The sequence below is a fragment of the Paenibacillus sp. J22P165 genome, assembly GCF_059692015.1.
In genome coordinates this window covers 731,918-751,934 of the sequence record NZ_JCAUAP010000002.1, presented here as the reverse complement: position 1 = coordinate 751,934, position 20,017 = coordinate 731,918, and the positions used below count along the sequence as shown (strand labels likewise).

Below are 20,017 nucleotides of genomic sequence, written 5' to 3'. Positions count from 1 at the left end.
AGGTCAAATTGAAGAACTTATCTATGATTTCATTATCCAGTCTATTGGCAGTATCTGTTATTGCAGGCTGCGGTTCAACAAATGATACACCCGAAGCGTCTGCAACATCTACTACAGATGCGAAGGGCGTTAAAGAAACAGCGAAAGCAAACGAAGTCGTTACATTGAAATATGTTTTACCTGGTAATGAACCAAAAGATTGGCCGGCAGTAAAAGAAGCGATTGATAAGAAACTGCAAGCAGACGGCGTGAATGTGAAAATCGTCAAAGAATATATCGACTGGGGAGCTTGGGAACAAAAGTTGAACCTTAAGCTTTCCACGGGTGAAGAGTTTGATTTGTTCCACGTCATGAACGACTGGATTTCCTTGGCCAATTATATTGGTCGCGGAGCGGTTAAAGATATTGGGCCAGAGATTGCCAAATACGGACCTGAATTAAAGAAAGCTATCCCTGATTCGGTATGGAGCGGCGTGCAAAAGGACGGGAAAACCTTCGGAATTCCTTCTTATTGGTATGAACCTGCCGTTGATGGTTCCTTTACGGCGAATCGCATTATGCTGAATGAAGCAGGTGTTAAAGAGGCTCCTAAGACACAGGAAGAAATGCTGGCTGCTATGGAAAAAGTCATGGCAACAGACAAAGGTGCGACGAAGCCGTATCTGCCAATTCGTGGAGGTTTGCGTGATGCATCTGATGTTCTGCACCGTGCATATGATTCGTATCCTTTTGCTGTAAAAGATAAGATTGCATTCATTGATAAGGACGGCAAAGTTAAGAGTTGGGCTGAAACGGAGGAGTTCAAGAAAGATGCTGCTTTCTTCCGTACGGCTTACCAGAAAAAACTAACGAATCCCGATATTCTAGTCGTGAAGCAAGAGCAAATCGACAAGCAAATAAAAAGTGCCGTGTATCCGTTCCTTTTCGGTACGCCGAATGACGTTAACGAAATGAAAAAGACGTATCCGAACATGAAAGACGAAGATTTTACCTTGCAACGATTAAATCCGGATAAACCGCATTACAGAATGTTTAACGCGAAAAATGTTAACGCTGTAGCTGTGAACAGCAAACATCCAGAAGCAGCCGTAAAGCTATTGAATTGGTTGTATAGCTCACAAGAGAATTATGACTTGTTCATGTACGGAATCGAAGGCAAGACGTACAAGAAAGTCGGCGATCGTGGCATTGAATACTTGAAAGATACAGATGGCAAGACAGATTTGTACAAGCAAGAAGACTGGATGATCGGCAACTTGAAGTACATTCGTATCGATCCGAATACGTTAAGTGCTAACAAAGCTTTATTCGTCGCAGATCCTAATGCAAAAACATTCTTTGCTGCAGACTTCTTCTTCGATCCAACCTCGGTTAAAGCAGAGATGTCTAATATTCAGGCTGTTTACACATCCGATGTTATGCCGATCTACGATGGTGTGCTGGATTATGACGCGAAGAGCAAGGGAGCCATTGATAAGCTAAAAGCAGCTGGTATCGATAAAGTGATCACTGAGTATCAAAAACAGTTAGACGCATACAAAGCATCCCAAAAATAATGAACAATGATGGGCTACTCCAGAAGCTTAATTGGAGTAGCCTCATCTCTACGTGAGGAGACTAGATTACGATGTATGGACAAGACAAGTTGAACTGGCAACTAGGCCCATTTATTAAAGCAGATGAGGTGAACCCTATTTTGCTTCCGGAAGCGGAGGCAGCCTTTATCTGTCCGGTTCGTGAGGACCAGATAAAATGGGAAGAGAAGGATTTGTTCAATCCAGCTGCTGTGGTAAGAGATGGCGAAGTGCATCTTTTGTATCGAGCAGAAGACAAGGTAGGGAAGTACGAAGGCACTTCTCGGATTGGGCATGCTGTGAGCAGAGATGGGTTACAATTTAAGAAGGAATCGGAGCCCGTTTTGTACCCTGAAAAAGATGCCTATAACGCGCTCGAATGGGAAGGCGGATGTGAAGACCCACGTATCGTCGAGGATGCGAATGGCATGTATTATATGATGTATACGGCTTATGATGGCATCAAAGCTAGACTTTGTGTGGCCACTTCCGTTAATTTAACATCATGGACGAAACATGGATTAGCCTTTGGCCAAGCTTTGGCTGGCAAATATGCAGACATTTGGAGCAAATCAGGGGCCATTGTCACCAAACGTGTGGGAGAGAAGTTCATCGCGGAGCGAATTGACGGTGTATATTGGATGTATTGGGGGGAATCCAACATCTATGCGGCGACTTCCATAGACTTGATTCACTGGACGCCAGTTGAAGCGGAGGATCCGCGCGGATACCATTCGGAGCCGCTTTTGCTACCGCTTTTATCTGTAAGAAAGCACCATTTTGATAGTGATCTCATTGAGCCAGGTCCACAGGCGATCATTACCGAACGTGGAATTTTGCTGATCTATAACAGTAAAAATCATGGTCAACATGGTGATCCCCACTATACGACAGGAGCATATTGTGCTGCACAAGTACTATTCGACCTGAAAGATCCTAGCATCGTGATAGCACGGTCGACAAAACCTTTTTTAATGCCTGACAAAGAGTATGAAATTAACGGACAAATCAATCATGTTTGCTTTGTTGAAGGGCTCGTCTATCACAATGGCGCATGGCTTCTCTATTATGGAACAGCCGATTCCAAAATTGCTGTGGCGCGTTGTGAGGGTTAGTAGGGGATGATGACAAACATGACAACGAATATGAAGAAGCAGATCATCTCTATACAAGGGAACAGTGCTTGGAACGAGGATTCCCTTCTTGTTAACGACAATCTTCACCTTTATGGTGTCATAGATGGGGCTACCTCGTTGGAACCTTACAGAGGCTCTGGCGGTGAGACAGGGGGGTATCTGGCTGCACAGCTGATAGCCAAATCGATACTCGAGATGTCCCAGGATAGCGTTGGGCAACATCATTCTCCACAAGAGATGCTGCTGCATGCTAATCAACAGTTGCGAACAGAGATGCTCGCAGCAGGTGTGGATGTAACCCGTAAAGAACAACTATGGGGCGCTTGCGCTGTCATTGTTCGCGTACATGGCACTTACGTTGACTACGCGCATACTGGGGATTGTATGCTGATCGCGGTGTATGAAGATGATACGATTCGGATTGTAACCCGCGATCAATTGGAAGTTGTCGACCGACCCACCCGTCAGCTGTGGGCACAAGGAGTGGCATCAGGACTCACTTCCCGTGATGATTTGTGGGAGCTCGTTAAGCCGCAGATCCATGCAGGAAGGGCATTAATGAATACACCGAATGGGTATTCCGTCTTGAATGGTGAACCGGAAATGGCAGATCATATGGAATTTGGACGCATTAGCCGAACGCAATTAAAATCTTTGTTACTTTTCTCTGATGGCCTCATTGCTCATCAAAGAGAGCTTTCCTTGGAGGAGTCGTTCAAACAGATCGTATTAAAAGTTACATCCATGGGACTAGACAATTATATCGAGTGGCTCATTCAAGTGGAGGAAGCAGATCCGGATTGTCTGCAATTCCCGAGAGTGAAAAAGTCGGATGATAAAACGGCGATTTATTTAGAGTTTTAAGGGAATGAGGGACACGTCATTATGTGACGTGTCTTTTTCGTATATAGGGAGATCCAGAGATATTTATGGAAAGAATCGAGTCCAAAACAATTATGTGCTAGGTACGCATTAGCGACATAGTCCGATATTTCCTAACTAAAACCCAGGTTCATCGCTGAAAAGAACGATTAGTCCGTCTCTGCCGAACTATTTACGAGATTTTCTTGATGGAAAGGTGTTTGAGTCGATTTAGTTGGGCTATTTCTGACTATCGAAGATTCGATGAGGAAAAAAGTGAGATTACTTCGATGATTTCGGACTATTGTGTTGTTTTATACCTAATTTACTTAATTACGAAAGCGAAGTGCAATCAAAATGTTGCTAAAATGAGTGAAAATCAAGGAATTAACAACTAAAACAAATTAAATCAAATATAAAACACAAATTTTACTTGGATTTAACATTGCGAATACAAATGCCAGTTAAACTACGAATAAGAAACAACCAATTCCAACTTGAGGTGAACACATGCCAACCCAACAAGCGCATCTCGCATTCATGAAAACGGAAGGCGATATTAATTTAACGGAAGCAAGGTCCCAATGGTGGACAGCTCAAATAGATGAAGGGGCACGGTCGCTGTTGCAAGAGGATGAGGATGTCTTTTTACACCAAACCTTGTCTACACCTTGTCTGAATGTGCTGACTTCCTGTGAAGGCATATATGTCGAAGATAGCCAAGGGCGCAAGATCATGGATTTTCATGGGAATAACGTGCATCAGCTTGGTTTTGGTCATCCCGCTGTTATTGAAGCTGTTAAGCAGCAGTTGGACCAACTATCCTTCTGCACGAGAAGATATACGAATGGACCGGCTATTGAACTTGCCAATAAATTAGTCGCGTTAACGGACGGGGCGTTGCAAAGGGTGCTTTTCGCGCCAGGAGCAACATCTGCCATCGGCATGGCTTTAAAGCTAGCTCGCGCAGTAACGGGCAGATATAAAACGCTGTCGATGTGGGGGGCGTTTCACGGCGCATCGCTGGATGCGATCTCGGTAGGAGGAGAAGGTGCTTTCCGCCGTGGATTAGGACCCCTGCTGCCTGGTGCGGAGCATGTGATTCCTTTTAACTCGTATCGCTGTGAGTTTGGCTGCCAAGATGAAGCGCACTCCCTCTGTTTGAAGCCAATTGAGTATGTGCTTGAGCACGATGGCGAGATTGGTGCAGTTGTCATTGAAACGATTCGGAACACAGATGTGCAGATCCCGCCAGTTGCTTATTACCAAAAGTTGAGAGAACTTTGCGACAAATACGGTGCACTGTTGATCGTAGATGAGACAGCGACGGCGTTTGGCCGAACGGGCAAAATGTTTGCCTACCAGCATTACGGAATTGAACCCGATATGATGGTGCTGGGTAAAGGTTTGGGCGGCGGCGTGTTTCCCATGGCTGCTCTCCTCGTGAAAGAAGAGTTGAACAAAGCGCAGCAAATGTCAATCGGGCATTACACCCATGAGAAATCGCCGGTAGGCGCTGCTGCAGGCCTAGCAACGATCCGCGTCATCGAGGAAGAGAATCTATTGGAGCATGCGAATCATTTGGCAGAGCTTATGACCAAGCGTTTGCATCGCATGATGGAGATGTATCCCATAATCGGGGATATACGCCAAATCGGGCTGCTTGTCGCAGTTGAGCTCGTAACAGACAGGTTGAGCAAGGAACCAGCTGTCCAAGAGGCGGAGCGAGTCATGTATAACTGCTTGGCTAGGGGGCTTAATTTCAAAGTCTCGAAAGGGAATGTTCTTACGCTGTCACCCCCTTTGATCATTACGGAAGAACAGTTAAATGAAGCCTTAGATATTTTGGAAATGAGCATCGCCGAACAACAATAATCGCACGCAACTTACATGAAGGAGGAAATGAAATGATACAAGCAGTTGTTTTTGATTGGGCAGGGACGATGGTCGATTACGGGTGTTTTGCACCGTTAAACGTGTTTATGGAAGTGTTCCACAAGCGAGAAATTGCGATTACGATCGATGAGGCAAGAGCACCGATGGGGTTGTTGAAGCGGGATCACATCCAAGCTATTGTACAAATGGAGCGCGTAGCGGGACTGTGGCAGGCGCGTTACGGACAGCTTCCACAGGAGTCAGATATTGATGCGCTCTATGCCGATTTCGAACCTTTGATGCTAGCAGTCGTTCATCAATATGCCGAGCCAATTCCTGGTGCGCTCGCGCTGGTGGAGCGCTTGCGTCGAGCTGACATTCGTATTGGATCAACGACAGGCTACACGGCAGAGATGATGGCGATTGTCACGGAAGAGGCGGAGAAGCGTGGCTATGCACCTGACCATTTGGTAACGCCGAATGATGTGCCTGCGGGTCGCCCGTATCCTTGGATGATGTACAAGAATGCGGAAGCCTTGAACGTCTATCCGATGTCGAACATGATCAAGGTCGGGGATACCGTCAGTGACATTAGAGAAGGTGTAAACGCTGGAGCTTGGACAGTAGGTGTTGTGAAAGGGAGCAGTGAGCTCGGCATGAGTGAAGCTGAAGTGGAGCAATGTGAACCAGATATGCTGCAGCAGCGCGTAACGATCGTCGCGGCCAAGTTCCATGAAGAAGGCGCTCACTATGTGATCGATTCTATTGGCGAGTTAGATGCATTAATTCCAGTTATCAATCAACGAATTCAAAGAGGTGAACGTCCATGAGTATCAACATGAATCAATTGCCAGATAATCCGTACGTTTTGTTAACACCAGGTCCTTTGTCCACAAGTAAAAAAGTAAAAGCTGCCATGCTGCGCGATTGGTGTACATGGGATCAAGACTACAATCAGCTGGTGCAATCCATACGCAGCCGTCTTGTCACAATGGCTTCCTCGAAGCCGGACGATTATACGACCGTGCTTATGCAAGGAAGCGGAACATTCTGCGTGGAGTCTGTTATCGGCTCTGTTATACCGAGGAACGGTAAACTGCTCATTTTAACCAATGGGGCTTATGGCAAACGAATTGCGCAAATGGCGGAAGTCCTCGGGATTGATTCTCTTGTACTTGACTCAGGTGAAACCCAACCCGTGAACGTGAAGCAGTTGGAGGAAGTTCTCAATGTGGATGGTTCCATCACGCATGTAGCCGTTGTCCATGTGGAAACGACGACTGGGATGATGAATCCAATTGCTGATGTGGCTCGAATTGCCAAACAATATGGCAAAACACTTATTGTCGATGCGATGAGTTCCTTTGGCGGCATCCCGATTGATGTAGCTGAGCTCGATATTGATTATCTTATCAGCAGCGCCAACAAATGCATCCAAGGTGTGCCTGGATTTGGCTTTATCATTGCTCGCAAAGAAGCGCTGTACACATGCAAAAATCAGGCTCGTTCCCTTTCCCTAGACCTCTATGATCAATGGGAAACCATGGAGATCGGCAACGGCAAATGGCGATATACGTCCCCAACGCATACGGTTCGTGCTTTTGACCAAGCGCTTCAGGAGCTGGAAGAAGAGGGCGGAGTTGCGCGTAGATTTGAACGATTCCAACGAAATCAACATACGCTAGTTGCTGGCATGCAGCGCTTGGGGCTGCAGACGTTATTGCCAACAGAGCTTCAATCGCCGATTATTACATCATTCTTATATCCAGATTCACCTGTGTTTTCCTTTGAAGAGTTCTATGCACGCATTAAACAAGAAGGCTTCGTTATCTATCCAGGCAAAATAACGGCAGCAGCTACGTTCCGAATTGGTAATATTGGCGATGTCCATCTTCCTGATATTGAACGCTTATTGCAGGGAGTGGAAAATCAGTTGTTTTGGAAAACAACATAAAAACAATTAAAAGAAATAAAAAACATTATCTTAACTTGTATTTAATATGTACTTTACAAAACTATTTTACAATTAAACTAACAAATCGAACTTATGAACGAATAAAAAAGGGAGTGGGAAAAGAAAAATGAAAAAAACAATTGGCTCTACAGCAGCGTTATTGACGGTTGTATGTATGTTGGCGGCTTGTGGTGGTAAAGCAGTATCGACAGATGGGGCGAAAACGAGTCCAGCGACATCAACAGCAACAAATGCAGCGACAGAAGCAACGGTTGATACCAAAAGCAAAGATTTAACGGTCTATACGGCATTGGAAGATGATATTATCAAAACGTACTTAACCACGTTTAAAGCGAAATATCCCGATGTAAAAGTAAACATCGTTCGGGATTCAACAGGGATTATTACCGCTAAATTACTGGCAGAGAAAGATAATGCTCAAGCAGATGTTGTCTGGGGAGTAGCTGCAACAAGCTTGCTGGTGCTTGACCAGAATGCGATGTTGGAGGCCTATTCACCAAAAGGCGTAGAGCGGATTCTTCCCGATTTTAAAGATAAAAATGCGGTTCCTCATTGGGTGGGAATTGATGCTTGGGAAACAGCTTTCATCGTTAACAAAGTGGAGATGGAGAAGCGTAAGCTAGCCATCCCGCAATCCTACGAAGACCTGGCAAAACCAGAGTACAAAGGCCTTATCACGATGCCGAATCCCTCTTCATCAGGCACTGGTTTCTTGACGGTATCCGGTTTGATTCAATTGAAAGGCAAGGATGCCGCTTGGGACTTTATGAGTAAAATGCATAACAACGTTGCTATGTATACACTCTCTGGATCTAAACCAGCCAAACTGGCAGGCACGGGGGAATATCCAATTGGCATTTCTTTCGGGTACCGTGGGATTCAAGAGAAGAAAACAGGTTCACCAGTTGAAGTTGTATTCCCTAAAGAAGGTTCAGGCTGGGATGTAGAAGCGAATGCCTTGATGAAAAAGAAAGTCGTGAAGCAAGTTGCGAAAGACTTTCTAGATTGGGCAATTACCGACGAAGTGATGAAAGAATACAACAAAAATTATGCGATTTTGGCCATCAAAACAGATTCCGCTAAAATACCAGATGGTTACTCAGTAGACCCTATGAAACAGTTGATTAAGAATGACTTGAACGAAGTAGCGAAAAACCGCGACAGCATTTTGGCGGAGTGGGACAAGCGTTTTAATGCGAAAAGCGAACCGAAACAATAACTTATAACCATACAACGGCTGACTGCGAATTCTGTCTTGCAGCCAGTCGTTTTTATTTAACCGTAGCGAATTGAAAACCAACCAAAACAAAGGAATAACACAAAACATACAAAGGTTTAACAATGAGGTAACAATCCAAGCCTATACTTATTTTATGAAGATGAAGGGGGCTATATCATGACTCAAGCGTACCTATCCATACAGGGTGTAAATAAATCATTTGGTGCTTTCTCTGCTTTAAAGGAAGTTAATATCGATATTCAGAAAAACGAATTCATTTGCCTGCTCGGACCTAGCGGATGTGGGAAAACGACACTTCTCCGTATTATTGCAGGCTTGGAGAAGCCATCTCAGGGACGAGTCATCGTGAATGGGAAGGACATTACCGCGCTGCCTCCAGCCAAACGTAACTTTGGTATGGTGTTTCAATCCTACGCGCTGTTTCCTAACTTAACCGCCTATCAGAATGTAGCCTACGGCTTGCAAGGTAAGAAATTCTCGAAGAAAGAGATTGACGAGAAAGTGAGGGAGGTCCTCTCCTTAGTTGATCTATTGCATCTACATGATCGGTACCCTGCCCAGCTTTCTGGCGGGCAGCAGCAGCGGATCGCTTTGGCCCGTGCCATCGTGTTGACGCCTGATTTCCTACTGCTGGATGAGCCGCTTTCCGCCTTAGATGCCAAAGTACGCGTAAAGCTTCGCGAGCAAATCTGTGATTTGCAAGACAAACTTGGCATCACCACGGTGATGGTTACGCACGATCAGGAGGAAGCGCTCACGATGGCGGATCGCATTGTTGTGATGAAGAACGCTGAGGTGGTGCAGGTAGGAACTCCGGAGCAAGTATATGATGAGCCTAACTCTCCCTTTGTTGCTGATTTTATAGGCTCTATCAATTTCTTACATGTTGAACCACATGGCGAACGTCTGCAGCAGCAGGCCGTACGTCCTGAACATATTCGACTCTCAGCTCCTGGTGCCAATCGCGGTATGCAAGCGGTTGTCAAACACATTGAATTTAGAGGTGCTTTTTACAGATTGCTACTCCAGCCTTCATCAGTGAAGGGGATCGGTACAGATACGCTTATTACTGTCGATGTTTCGGCACATCTCGCTCATCAATTAGAGATTGTGAAGAATGCAACGGTATCGGTTGAATTCCCGCAAGAGAAAATGATCACGTTCTCATCGGAAGCGATGGTAGGTGCCTAATGAGTAAAGGGAACGTCAGCATGTATATACCAATTCGCCGTAACCTTGGAGCCTTTTTCACCTTACAAAATGTGTTAATTGTCATTCTTGTCCTTACGTTAACGACGAGTACGCTAATCCCATTACTTCTGCTATTCAGCAAGGCATTTGCGAATAAAGATGATCAATTTATAGGGCTTGCCAACTTTGTTCACTACTTCTCAACCCCAGCACTCATGCAATCCTTAACGAATACGCTTAAAATCTCAGTACTCTCCACCATAATCGCGGTTGCGCTTGCCTTCGCTTACGCTTATGGCTTGAGTCGGACAGCGATTCGCGGCAAAAGTTATTTTCATTATGTGGCCCTGCTGCCATTGTTTGAACCGACGATGATGCATGGAATCGCCTTAACGTATCTTTTTGGTAATCAGGGTATAATTACGAACGGATTTTTCGGTCTTCTGCCAGGATTACGTATTCCGATCTACGGTCCCATTGGGATTGTGATTTCGGAAGTCATTTACTTATTTCCTCAAGCGTTTCTCATTTTTATTACAGCACTGTCGATGTCCGATCAGCGACTCTACGAAGCAGCGGAATCACTTGGCGCTTCTAAGATGAAAACATTCTTTACGGTTACGTTGCCTTCTGTCAAATATGGCTTAATTAGTGCCATTTTCGTTTGTTTCACAGCATGTTTCACGGACTTCGGCGCGCCTCAAGCGATCGGAGGTAAGTTTAACGTGCTAGCTACGGATATCTACAAACAGGTGATCGGGCAACAAAATTTATCGATGGGTGCCACGGTGGGAATCTTACTTACGATCCCTGCCGTCATTGCCTTCGTGGTTGACCGATTCGTTACGAGAAGACAGCGTTCCATGCAGTCTTCCAAATCAACTCCCTATCGGGTACCTGAAGGCAAAGGGAGGGATACCTTTTATCGTACGTTATGCTGGATCATGTCTAGTCTCATTCTGATTCCTTTATTCACCATTGTATTTGCTTCGCTCATCAAGGTATGGCCCTATAACTTGACCTTCAGCCTCAAGCATTATGATTTCTCAAGTGTGGCTGGTTCAGGGTTAGAGCCATTCTGGAATTCGCTGAAGGTTTCGCTGATTACAGCTGTATTTGGAACGGTGATCACTTTCGTTTTCGCTTATTTAATTGAAAAGTCGAGAACAATGAAGGGCATGAGACAGGTTGGTTATTTTCTTTCTATTCTTCCGCTTGCGCTTCCAGGAATGGTCATTGGCTTAGCGTATATTTTCTTTTTTAACGATCCGAGCAATCCTTTGAACTGGATCTATGGAACGATGGCCATCATCGTATTAGCGAATATCACGCATTTCTATGCGGTACCTTTTATTACAGCGACTACGGCACTTCAAAAGCTAGATAAAGAATTCGAGCTCGTTTCGGAATCGATGCGTGTACCTTTTTATAAAACATTTCTAAGAGTAACGGTTCCGATGTCCTTACCTGCCATTGTTGAAATTGCGATGTATTTCTTCGTAAATGCGATGGTTACGGTATCTGCTGTTGTATTCCTGCGTTCGGCGGATATGAATTTGGCTGCTGTCGCTTTGGTGAATATGGAAGATGCCGGTGATGTGGCTGCCGCTGCCGCGATGTCTACGCTCATTGTAGCTACGAATATTGTAGTGCGTGTCTTCTATGAGCTCATCATGATTAAGGTTAAAAAAAGAACAGCTGCTTGGCAAATGCCGAAATAAAGCCATATAATGTGTTAACAAGCTGTATATAAACGGGAGGCTTATCCACCATGTCGTTGATCGGGGAAGAACGAAAAGACTATATTCTTAACCAGCTGAATTTAGAAGGCAGAGTAAAGACGAATGATTTGGTTGAACATTTGAATGTCTCCTCAGAGACCATTCGTCGTTATCTGGAAGAGTTGGAAGAAGAGAACATGTTGAAACGTGTATATGGCGGCGCGGTGAAAATCAATCTATCTCGTGAAGAGCCCTCTCATCTCAAAAGAGAAGTTCTTCATGCAGACGAAAAACGAAGAATCGGAAGAACTGCGGCTACTTTGGTCGAGGACAACGATGTTATTTTTATTGATGATGGTACAACGACGCTACATATCATTGATTATTTATTAAATAAGAAAAATCTAAAAGTGTTGACGATATCCATTCCAGCGCTATATTTATTGATCGATTACAAGAACAAGGAACTCTTCTCGGGTGATATTTATCTAATTGGGGGAAAAGTGAACACGACGCATTCCCGGGTGAGTGGATCACTTGCGGAGAAAATGGTTGAAAGCTTTTATGCGGATAAAGCCTTTCTTGCCATAGATGGCATCATGTTAGATAAGGGAATAACAGGCTTCGACGAAGGCAAAGCCCAAATGACGCAAAAATTTATTCAACATGCGAAGCAAAGTATTGTGCTGACGGATCAATCCAAGTTTGGACATGTACAGTTTTTCAAAATAGCAGATTTGAAAGACATCGATGTGATTGTGAGCGATGTTCCCGCGCCGAAAGAGTGGGAAGAAGATTTGGTGAAGAAAGATGTGACTTGGGTCACCGCTGATTAACATAGGGAATGATACAATGAAACCACCGTGATGATACGGTGGTTTTTTACGTGTGAGCACACCAGTTAAGCAAGTATCTTTTTCAGTATCGCTTCAGCAACAGATGATGCCGACTCCAGTCCAGTCCAATACAGTCCCATCTCAGACTCCATCTCCTCAAGAATACTCCAATCCGCAAATACTTCATGCTGGAAGTAGCAGTTCGCAATCGTATCGTTCACAATATTAAGAGATTCAAGCGTATCCGCATCCCAAAGCTTCTCATTGATGGACTTCAGGACAGATAAGAACTGTGAGGTCCTACTGATTAATTCCTGCACGTCGGGGTTGAACGCAGTTTGAAGAAACTGGACGGCTAGCTCCATCTCGTTACAGGTGGCTGGCACCATAAAAGCATTAGCTAATAGCAGTGTAGCTTTCACATCGCCAAAGGGGAGTGCTGCTACTTGTGGTTCAAAGCCAAGATTTTCGTTTCTCCAGCCCGCAAGCTCGATCGATGTGGTCAGCACCATTCCTGCTTTCTCATGAATGAAAGCCTCTGATGTGGCATGATACTGCGAGGTTAACGTAGCAATCCGCAAACGATAAAGCAGGTCATGAATAAAGGTTAACGTAGTCATAAGGGGTTCTTTTTGCAACGTGCCCCTGAAATTGAAACCGTTCTGCAAGGCCAATACGGGCCAGCGATTAGAAGAGGAATGGAGAGACAAACCATATTGGTCGACGATTCCATCGCCATCTGTGTCTACGGTAAGCTTCTGCGCAGCACAGATGAAATCTTCTTTGGTCCAATGTGGACCTGGCCGAGGTACGTTGTAGGTATCAAATAAATTCGGATTATACGCCAGATAAACAGTGGAGAAAGTAACCGGCACAGCAATCACCGCATCGTCCCGGCGAAAAGCAGTTACCATTCGTGGATACATGGCAGGCAGGTAATCTTTTAACGGCTCCCGCAAATCATAGAAGGTATCCGCAGGATCCTCCATTTCCATAATCTGCCGATCGGTCACCATGATGATATCTGGCTGGAGTCCCATTTCACGACTTGCCCGTATGGATGCCCAAAAATCATGAGCAGGTAAGCTTAGCAATTTGACATCTACGTTGGGGTGACTTTGTTGAAATCTATCCATGATCAACGGCATAGCGATATCGGCAAAATGGGAAGGAGAGATGGCAACGATTCGCAGCGTTTTCCGCTGTGTCGCGGGAATAACGAGATCGGGAGAGACAATTGTGCCTTGACCTGCCTTTTTGATGATGAAGTTGTCTTTTAATAATTCTTCTAAGGACTTTCGGACAGACGTTCTACTCATGTCATAATGTTTGCACAGTTCATGTTCAGACATCAGATATTGACCCGGTCTCAGATAACCAGAAAGAATTTGTTCGCGTAGTATATTGGCTAGCTGGGAGTACCGAAATTGGCTTTCTCGCTTCATCGTGTATCATTCTTCCATTCTTCTTTGGTTGTTTTCATTATAGCTTAAAAAGAAAAAACATTTTCAGTCGTATTTTAATCGCTTTTCAATTACAATACAAGTATGATACATGTTATTGAATTGAATGTGAAGTGGAGGCATGGAAATGAAGAGTTCATTACGAAGGAATGCGCATGGGGAGCCCTATTTCGTTTACGATGTGGAAGATATTAATGAAGTTCTTTCTTCAGAAGAATTTTGGAGCAAGCTGCCTGTTCTCCCATTGCAATCACCCCCTACAAACATATGGAAGGTCCCATTGTTTCGCTCGTTTTTTTGGGGACTAACGGAAATGGAAGAAAAACATGTGACGTTCCAAGTAGCGAATGATACGGTGAAAAGGGATAATGAAACGCCAGTTGTCTCGAACGCGCTAGGAAAACCTGTACAGGAACGATTGGTCGTGGATGACACCATGCCATTTCAACCGTTCATGACGGGACATGACATGCAAACCCTCACCTACAGCAGTCGTTATTATCCGAGACGCATGCATGACTATGTTTTGCAGGATTATTTGCCTGCTTTTGTCTTAACGGAAGATCAACGGTTCTGGCACCGAGCGGAAGAACTTCTTGCCTTCCTTCGATTTACACGTTGGAAAGAAGACGGAACGAATGATTTTGTTGAGCAGTTCTATCCAGAGGCGTCATACCCGCGTCCCGACTGGGCTGGAGGGTGGGATTATGTATTCGATTGGGAATGGTTGGATGGATACGGCTATCAGTGGAGCCTTCACGAGCCCGATCACCACGTATGCTCAGCGATAGCTTCTCTTCACATCAATATGTATGAGCGAACCGGATTACAGCATTATTTGGAGGAAGCTAGAACTTTTGTTAAGAATCAAATGCCCCGTTACGGATTTCATAAAGGGGTTTGGAATGGCCGCGTTTATTATTGGACGGAGTATAACCCGACAGGAGAATCTGAAGGGAATCCAGTCGTCGACGCGACGGATAATGTAATCGCTTTAGTTGCGATGGCGGTTGCAAAAACCGGCTACTACGAATCGGATCCCTTAATGAAAGGGCGATTGTTGGAATACGCTCGTGGCTTATTATGGTACTTAATCCGTGAGTGGGAGACAGACGGCAGATGGTTCTACGATGGGGCCGAAAATCCGATGAATGAACGGAAATACAAATCCCATGATATTGTCTGTATCGTATGTGCAATGATTGCGTTGGTGTATCTCTACAAAGCTGGTGCGGATATCGCTCCGTTCGTGAGTAGTCTGTCTGATATGGAGGCGAAATACGCCGCAATGTCCGGGGTCTTTCAGCGCAAAGCGTATTTGAAAATGGCAAAAGTTTATGATGGTGAACCAGCCCCAGGGAATCAGCTGATGTTCAGCACCTTTTTCCATATAAGTGGTTCATCGTTACAAAAGGTTCAATTCAAGGATAACCTTGCAGCTGGTATTTCCGTGCCAGACACAGTAGCTATTCGAGTAAGCCGGTTGTTGCCGCCAGATGACCGTACGTCCGATTGGAGGTCTGATCCTGATACAGACCGAACGATCCTGATTACGAGTAAGCAGCTGATGGAAGGCATCGAATTGCCATTTGATTTGAAAACGGGAGAAACCTATCGAATTTGCTACTGGGCCTATTGCGAGCAGAATTTTGACCGAAGTGAGGCAGAGAATCCCGATAGCGAATTGGCATGTTGGCTTGATGTCAAAGGCGAATCCTATTGTGTCCGATCAACAACAGGAAGCTATGGCGATCGACTCCACAGTTATACACTGCCCTTATCTTTCCAATCACCGATGAATAGCGCCAACTTTCTTTCTTTTGGAGCAAGGCTGCTGTTTCCTTTTCCAGAAGAGATAGAAGCGCAAGTACTAGATAGTCCATGGCCGGAAGCGATTCCTTATGTGCAGCAAGAAATGACCCCTTTCGAATCTCAAGTTCATGTATACGAAGTCCAAAGTTTGTTCCCTTGGCATACAGGGGGACTCTCGTTTGATCCGGAGCAGCATATCGGCAAAGGGAGGGTTTGTAAAGCTTTTGAGGTGGGACAATATGTTGAAATGGAGTTCCAGTGGCCTAATGACACGTGTAAGGTGGAATTGTTTGTGGATTATTCCATGGGAAGGGACCGGGGAATCGTTCAAGTTTATGTAGACGGTACCTCCTTTGGTGATCCGATTAACCAATTTTGTGAGACAGATGACTCCATCCCGGTCAAGCGAATTTCCGTAGGCCAAACGTTGCTGGAAAAAGGCAAACATACGCTTTCCTTTCAAGTAGTTGACAAAGACCCTGCTTCATCTGGCTATTACATCGGACTGTACCATGCGATTCGTATTGAGCGTGTGCCGGTATCCGTTATTGCATAGTTACCTGTAGGAAAGACGGTGGAAGTGTTGAAACGAGCAGACGGATTGCTCTTACTTTGTGTAACCCTTTGGGGAAGTAATTTTGTATTTGCTTCCATACTTTCAAAGGAGTTTTCACCCTTATTGCTTGCTGCGTTACGATTGACCTTAGCTATCCTCGTTTTACTGATTTACGGTCTGCTTACAAGAAAGTTAGTCCGTGTGAGCCTAAAGAATTGGAAGCAATTATTACCACTCGGAATCACCGCTGTACTCATTCATCATGGTACCTTCTTTATCGGTTTAAAAGAAACAGATGCGACAACAGCTGCATTAATCATCGCATTAGTCCCTATGACTACCGCTATTCTAGCGGCATTTTTCCTGAAAGAAACCATTACCTTACGAATCGCACTAGGATCCATTCTAGCGCTGCTCGGCGTCTATTTGGTTATTGGCTTTGGAAAAGTAGTGCATTGGAACATGGAAATAGGTATGATTTTCATCTCCATGTTTGCATTTAGTGTCTCAATTATCCAGACCAAGAAAATAGCGAACAGGATAGATCCTTTTGTTATAACCGTGTATAGTACGGCGGTTGGTACTAGCATGCTATATCCCATCGTATTTATGATTGAACCAGCAATCCAGGTTAGTAGGCATTTGTGGGCATGGGGATTAATGTTGCTCTCCGCAGTTGTCATACAGGCGATATGTTCACTGATCTGGGCTTACCAAGTGAAAGCGGTTGGAGCAAGTCGAGCTGCCACGTATATTAATTTAGAACCTTTCATCGCTATGTTTGTTGGTTTTCTATTGTTGGGGAATAGCGTTAATCTTGCTCAGATTATCGGTTCGGTTGTTCTGGTTGTTGGCGTAACGTTGGTGACTTCGCACAGTAGGGGGATGAAGGTGAAGCGGGAGAGGGATGTGGTGTCTTGAGTAATGACTTTTAGTAAATGAACCTTTACTGCGACTATCCCCAACGATTGAACGTATAGGATTATCTATTAAAGGTTTATACGAAGAGAGGCTGTCCCATAAGTGATCTATAGAACACATCGGGAACAAAAAAGATCACTTTCCACGAAAAGTAGTAACCTTGAAACTCTGGGGTATTCTTGCTAGCTGCCACTACGTGTTTAGATGTATAAACTACAGCTAATTTATCCGAATCTGACCTGTTTGCAGGATTAGATGGAAAAACTACAGCTAATCAGCATGAAATTCGAAGATATGAGCAAATGGAAGGGAATTAACTTCAGGAAATACAGTTAACCTTTTGAATGCTAGATATCCTCTTCAAATAGATGGAGAATATCCAGTTAGATTGCGGGAAGCAAAGGAAGCAGGTTCACGACTCAAAGGTCATGAACGGAAAAAGAGGCTGTTCCCAAAAAGTCTAGATCAACTTTTGAGACAACCTCTTATCATTAGAAAAAGAGAAGCTGGCGAAGTGCAGCTTCTCTTTTTTGTCTATTCATTCCAGCAGAAAATGACAATGTAATAACAGTTGATGATTACTTTTTACTTATCTAACCATGGGCAACGGGTTTAAATCATAAGAACCAACAGAATGAATATCGACGGAAACGGAGTGCGCTCTTTAAGATGAGGATGTCGACGAGTGCTAGAGAATTGGATAAATCGAATACGACTATGTACGACTGACTGTATGAGGAAAAGGAAAGGTGAAACATGACTTATCATTTGAACGACTTTGCATTCGATTTGCGTGCTAGTGTGGCTCCAGCTAATCACATTTGGGTAGGCAGTGGATTTAGTACGGTTGCGCCAATTGCGGGTACGGTTGCTGGTGTCAGCGGGTTATTCTCTCCACCGTATGCCGCGCAAGATATGGAGATGCTCCTTGATTTAACTGCGGACGGACATCGCGTGAGTGATACTGGAAATCGTGGGAAAGGGGATTGTGGACTGTTATACGCAGGAGCTGAGTGGCGACCGGATCGAATCGAGCGGATAGGTACGTATCATTACTTCGTGGAAGAACGTCTGATTTCACTCTCCGTGCGAAGCTCACTTGTTCCGCTTTCGGATCGTGCTGGATTTGTGTTAACAGTTCGGGTCGTAAATCGGACGGATCGCAGTATGCAGCTGAGCATATTTCCGCGCGTTACGCCAGGCCATCCGAGCTTCCAAGCACTGAACGATTGGGATTTCGGCCACCCTTCTATGGGTGCACAAGTGCACGAAGTTGGAGCGGGTACTTGGGAGAACGATCAAGTTAGGGTTACGCTTTTGCAGGAAGAAATTGGACCTGATCTTGTCGCATCGGGGGAAGAAGCGGTTTACCGTGCAGCTGTCCTGCTGACTAAGGCTGGAGAATCTGTAGGTATGGATGAAAGTCTAGCCTCATGGGAACAGCGAACGCATGAGGTCTGGGAGAATCGGATTCAGCGCTATAGTGAAGCTATCCCCAAATTAACTAGCAACATTCCCGGACTTGAAGATTACTATCGGCGCTCGCTTGTCAGCGGTCTGATCTGTCTATGGGAGCATCCCGACTTTGCTATGCAGCCCTTTACCGTCGTAGCGGGGATGGAAGGCGCCGGAATATGTTGTTACCCATGGGATACCGGAGGTTATGCAGCTCGGATGCTAGGACTCATGCTGGGAAGTGACAAAGTGATCGAGCTGGCGCACATGATGGCGCGAAGCGGCATTGAGCGGCACTCGAGATTTGCCCCGAGTGGGCTGGGTAAGGATGTTCCTTATTCCTACAGTCTCTGGTCCTTCTACAATTTAGTTTGGTGCAATGTGACACAGTATGGCGAAGGATTAGAACTATATGATTTGATGAAAAATCTACTGCTTCACGACGAAGAAAGGTTACCGGCCTGGGGCGAATTGTTGGATTACGGCAAGCAGCATAATCTGCTCGAAATGAGGAGCGCTGCCCATGAGCATGTCGTATCCAGCCCGAACGCTGAAAGAGCGTGGTGTTATGATCGTTTAGCCGATATGGCAGACCGTCTTGGACATGAAGAATCAGGAACATGGCGTGATAAAGCCAGCCGTATCCGTGAGGCCATTCGGGACCACTTGTGGGATCCAGAGAACGGATGGTTTCTATGCAGATACCCGAACGGACACGTAGAGCGGGTGTACACGATTCAAGCATTCGATACATTAAGAATGGGCGTTTGCAACGAAGATATGGCCAAGGCTTTATTAACTCATCTGAATGACGGAGCTTTTCTCGGGCCCTACGGTGTTAGCAGTATATCCGCTAAAGACTCGCTACATTATGAATTGAATGACCCCGACTGGTCCGGCGGAGGCAGCTATACGGGTGAGAGTCCGACACTCGCGCTTACGTTGTGGGAGCAAGGTCAGCCCGAGTTAGCTTGGGATGTCTTGAAGCGATTGTTCTGGATGGGCAAGCATCTCCCGTATTTCCCACAGGAGCACTATAGCGACCGACCTGCTGTTCCGAGCCATAAGCGGGGGAATATCATAGCGGGTCTCACAGGCACGGAAGCCCTGGTGTTTGGCATGGCGGGCATCAAACCGAAATTGGACGGCACGCTGGAGATATTCCCGCAGCCGCCGCTTGAAGGAAGTGTCTCGATTACCGGATATCGCTATCGTGACCAACAGATTGACGTCCATATGGAGCCGAACCATTGCACAATCGTTTGTAATGGAGAGCCCGTGTATAGCGGTGTTCCATCCGCCTATATCCTATCCAACTAACCAAACCAAGGATAGCAGATGACAACGGCAGGGAAGAAAATGAATATCGGTTGGAACTAGCAACGAAATGAATATCGACGG

General features: G+C 45.3%; 14 protein-coding genes. 13 read left to right on the top strand and 1 reads right to left on the bottom strand.

Translation table 11 applies throughout. The features are described 5' to 3' along the window. Positions 1-8 precede the first annotated feature (8 nt). From AC58QM_RS07515 to AC58QM_RS07470, 10 genes are all read left to right on the top strand, one after another. Positions 9-1,556, top strand: coding sequence for an extracellular solute-binding protein (locus AC58QM_RS07515; protein WP_497282663.1), 1,548 nt, complete (start codon positions 9-11; stop codon positions 1,554-1,556). Between the two features lie 71 nt (positions 1,557-1,627). Beyond that, positions 1,628-2,689: a glycoside hydrolase family 130 protein gene (locus tag AC58QM_RS07510; RefSeq protein ID WP_497282661.1), complete on the top strand. Its 1,062-nt coding sequence runs from the start codon at positions 1,628-1,630 to the stop codon at positions 2,687-2,689. An 18-nt stretch (positions 2,690-2,707) separates the two neighbouring features. Then, positions 2,708-3,574 (top strand): protein phosphatase 2C domain-containing protein, encoded by an 867-nt coding sequence (locus AC58QM_RS07505; protein WP_497282659.1) that lies wholly within the window; start codon positions 2,708-2,710, stop codon positions 3,572-3,574. Between the two features lie 507 nt (positions 3,575-4,081). Then, the gene (gene pbfA / locus AC58QM_RS07500; RefSeq protein WP_497282658.1) at positions 4,082-5,446 is read left to right on the top strand and encodes a (R)-1-hydroxy-2-aminoethylphosphonate ammonia-lyase; all 1,365 of its coding nucleotides are present in this window, start codon (positions 4,082-4,084) and stop codon (positions 5,444-5,446) included. A gap of 32 nt (positions 5,447-5,478) precedes the next feature. Beyond that, positions 5,479-6,276: a phosphonoacetaldehyde hydrolase gene (gene phnX / locus AC58QM_RS07495; protein WP_497282657.1), complete on the top strand. Its 798-nt coding sequence runs from the start codon at positions 5,479-5,481 to the stop codon at positions 6,274-6,276. Between the two features lie 17 nt (positions 6,277-6,293). Further along, positions 6,294-7,400 carry a 2-aminoethylphosphonate--pyruvate transaminase gene (phnW, locus tag AC58QM_RS07490; protein ID WP_497282788.1) on the top strand — a complete coding sequence of 369 codons (1,107 nt, stop codon included), beginning with the start codon at positions 6,294-6,296 and terminating at the stop codon, positions 7,398-7,400. 127 nt (positions 7,401-7,527) lie between these two features. After that, a complete protein-coding gene (locus AC58QM_RS07485) occupies positions 7,528-8,640 on the top strand; it encodes a putative 2-aminoethylphosphonate ABC transporter substrate-binding protein (protein ID WP_497282656.1) in 1,113 nt (370 codons plus the stop codon). 177 nt (positions 8,641-8,817) lie between these two features. Beyond that, positions 8,818-9,852: a putative 2-aminoethylphosphonate ABC transporter ATP-binding protein gene (locus AC58QM_RS07480; protein WP_497282654.1), complete on the top strand. Its 1,035-nt coding sequence runs from the start codon at positions 8,818-8,820 to the stop codon at positions 9,850-9,852. Then, positions 9,852-11,573, top strand: a complete 1,722-nt coding sequence (locus AC58QM_RS07475) for a putative 2-aminoethylphosphonate ABC transporter permease subunit (protein WP_497282653.1) — start codon at positions 9,852-9,854, stop codon at positions 11,571-11,573. The genes AC58QM_RS07480 and AC58QM_RS07475 overlap by 1 nt, the downstream gene beginning before the upstream one ends. A 50-nt stretch (positions 11,574-11,623) precedes the next feature. After that, positions 11,624-12,409, top strand: a complete 786-nt coding sequence (locus AC58QM_RS07470; protein WP_497282651.1) for a DeoR/GlpR family DNA-binding transcription regulator — start codon at positions 11,624-11,626, stop codon at positions 12,407-12,409. Between the two features lie 65 nt (positions 12,410-12,474). Here AC58QM_RS07470 and AC58QM_RS07465 read toward each other — a convergent pair whose 3' ends face one another. Continuing rightward, positions 12,475-13,854: an extracellular solute-binding protein gene (locus AC58QM_RS07465; RefSeq protein ID WP_497282649.1), complete on the bottom strand. Its 1,380-nt coding sequence runs from the start codon at positions 13,852-13,854 to the stop codon at positions 12,475-12,477. Positions 13,855-13,999: 145 nt separating this feature from the next. Between AC58QM_RS07465 and AC58QM_RS07460 the strand changes: the two genes are divergently transcribed. The 3 genes from AC58QM_RS07460 to AC58QM_RS07450 all read left to right on the top strand — a co-directional run bounded on the left by AC58QM_RS07460 (position 14,000) and on the right by AC58QM_RS07450 (position 19,936). Then, positions 14,000-16,240, top strand: a complete 2,241-nt coding sequence (locus AC58QM_RS07460) for a hypothetical protein (RefSeq protein ID WP_497282647.1) — start codon at positions 14,000-14,002, stop codon at positions 16,238-16,240. A gap of 24 nt (positions 16,241-16,264) precedes the next feature. Continuing rightward, positions 16,265-17,161 carry a DMT family transporter gene (locus tag AC58QM_RS07455; protein WP_497282646.1) on the top strand — a complete coding sequence of 299 codons (897 nt, stop codon included), beginning with the start codon at positions 16,265-16,267 and terminating at the stop codon, positions 17,159-17,161. 756 nt (positions 17,162-17,917) lie between these two features. After that, entirely contained in the window at positions 17,918-19,936 is a 2,019-nt protein-coding gene (locus AC58QM_RS07450) for an MGH1-like glycoside hydrolase domain-containing protein (RefSeq protein WP_497282645.1), read from the top strand. The last annotated feature ends 81 nt before the right edge of the window (positions 19,937-20,017 follow it).

What these genes read in the sequence shown, in the direction of transcription:
- AC58QM_RS07510 (WP_497282661.1), top strand. Translation starts at nt 1,628, where the DNA reads ATGTATGGACAAGACAAGTTGAACTGGCAACTAGGCCCATTTATTAAA.
- AC58QM_RS07505 (WP_497282659.1), top strand. Translation starts at nt 2,708, where the DNA reads ATGACAACGAATATGAAGAAGCAGATCATCTCTATACAAGGGAACAGT.
- pbfA (WP_497282658.1), top strand. Translation starts at nt 4,082, where the DNA reads ATGCCAACCCAACAAGCGCATCTCGCATTCATGAAAACGGAAGGCGAT.
- phnX (WP_497282657.1), top strand. Translation starts at nt 5,479, where the DNA reads ATGATACAAGCAGTTGTTTTTGATTGGGCAGGGACGATGGTCGATTAC.
- AC58QM_RS07485 (WP_497282656.1), top strand. Translation starts at nt 7,528, where the DNA reads ATGAAAAAAACAATTGGCTCTACAGCAGCGTTATTGACGGTTGTATGT.
- AC58QM_RS07480 (WP_497282654.1), top strand. Translation starts at nt 8,818, where the DNA reads ATGACTCAAGCGTACCTATCCATACAGGGTGTAAATAAATCATTTGGT.
- AC58QM_RS07475 (WP_497282653.1), top strand. Translation starts at nt 9,852, where the DNA reads ATGAGTAAAGGGAACGTCAGCATGTATATACCAATTCGCCGTAACCTT.
- AC58QM_RS07470 (WP_497282651.1), top strand. Translation starts at nt 11,624, where the DNA reads ATGTCGTTGATCGGGGAAGAACGAAAAGACTATATTCTTAACCAGCTG.
- AC58QM_RS07465 (WP_497282649.1), bottom strand. Translation starts at nt 13,854, where the DNA reads ATGAAGCGAGAAAGCCAATTTCGGTACTCCCAGCTAGCCAATATACTA.
- AC58QM_RS07460 (WP_497282647.1), top strand. Translation starts at nt 14,000, where the DNA reads ATGAAGAGTTCATTACGAAGGAATGCGCATGGGGAGCCCTATTTCGTT.
- AC58QM_RS07450 (WP_497282645.1), top strand. Translation starts at nt 17,918, where the DNA reads ATGACTTATCATTTGAACGACTTTGCATTCGATTTGCGTGCTAGTGTG.